Below are 712 nucleotides of genomic sequence, written 5' to 3'. Positions count from 1 at the left end.
ACTGAACTTGGATGACTTATCCAAGACCAATAAAAAGGACCCAACTTATGGATAAGTATAAACTAAATTCTGCTTTTAATAAATGGTTTTCGGCAATTAAGTTAGAAAAATTACCGATTCCTATTCGTGAAAAGGTTTTTGCCTTTGATAAATACCATAAGAAACTTAGTTTCTTTCGAGCTCTGCAGCTTTTTCTTCATGCGATCAATGAAGAGAAAGAAAGTCTCAGAGATATGGATACTGCTTTTGTTTCCAAAGAACTTCAAAAAGAGATTGGGATTGAAAGCATCAGTTATTCTCAGCTTTCTAGAGTTCTTCCCAAAATGGATTCAGAAATTCTTTTAGCTATTTTTTACCAGCTTCTCAGTCAGGTTAAAAAGAAAATGCCCGTGGATAAGCGAAATAGTCTCTATTTAATTGACTCTTCGACCTTTTCATTGAATCAAAATCTTTATCAATGGGCTGATTTTCGTAAAACGAAATCAGGAGTTAAGCTTCACTTAAAACTCTGCTTTATGGATAATGACCATCTTTATCCAGATGATTTTACACTAACTAATGCGATTGAACATGATACAAACCAGTTGGAAGTGTTGGTCAATCAACCTGAGGCAACTTATGTATTCGATCGTGGTTACCTAGATTTCGAACGAATGGATAAAATGCACTGGAATGGTTATTTCTTTGTGACGAGAATCAAAAAGAATACAAA

At 34.1% G+C, this 712-nt stretch carries 1 protein-coding gene; it reads left to right on the top strand.

The window, feature by feature from the left end:
* Window positions 1-47: 47 nt before the first annotated feature.
* Window positions 48-712: IS4 family transposase (locus ACEN4I_RS13375; RefSeq protein ID WP_407103310.1), on the top strand; the 665-nt coding region annotated here is incomplete at its 3' end.

This window comes from Desemzia sp. FAM 23990, assembly GCF_045528485.1.
GTDB lineage: Bacteria > Bacillota > Bacilli > Lactobacillales > Carnobacteriaceae > Desemzia.
This window is presented reverse-complemented; position numbering and strand designations above follow the sequence as displayed.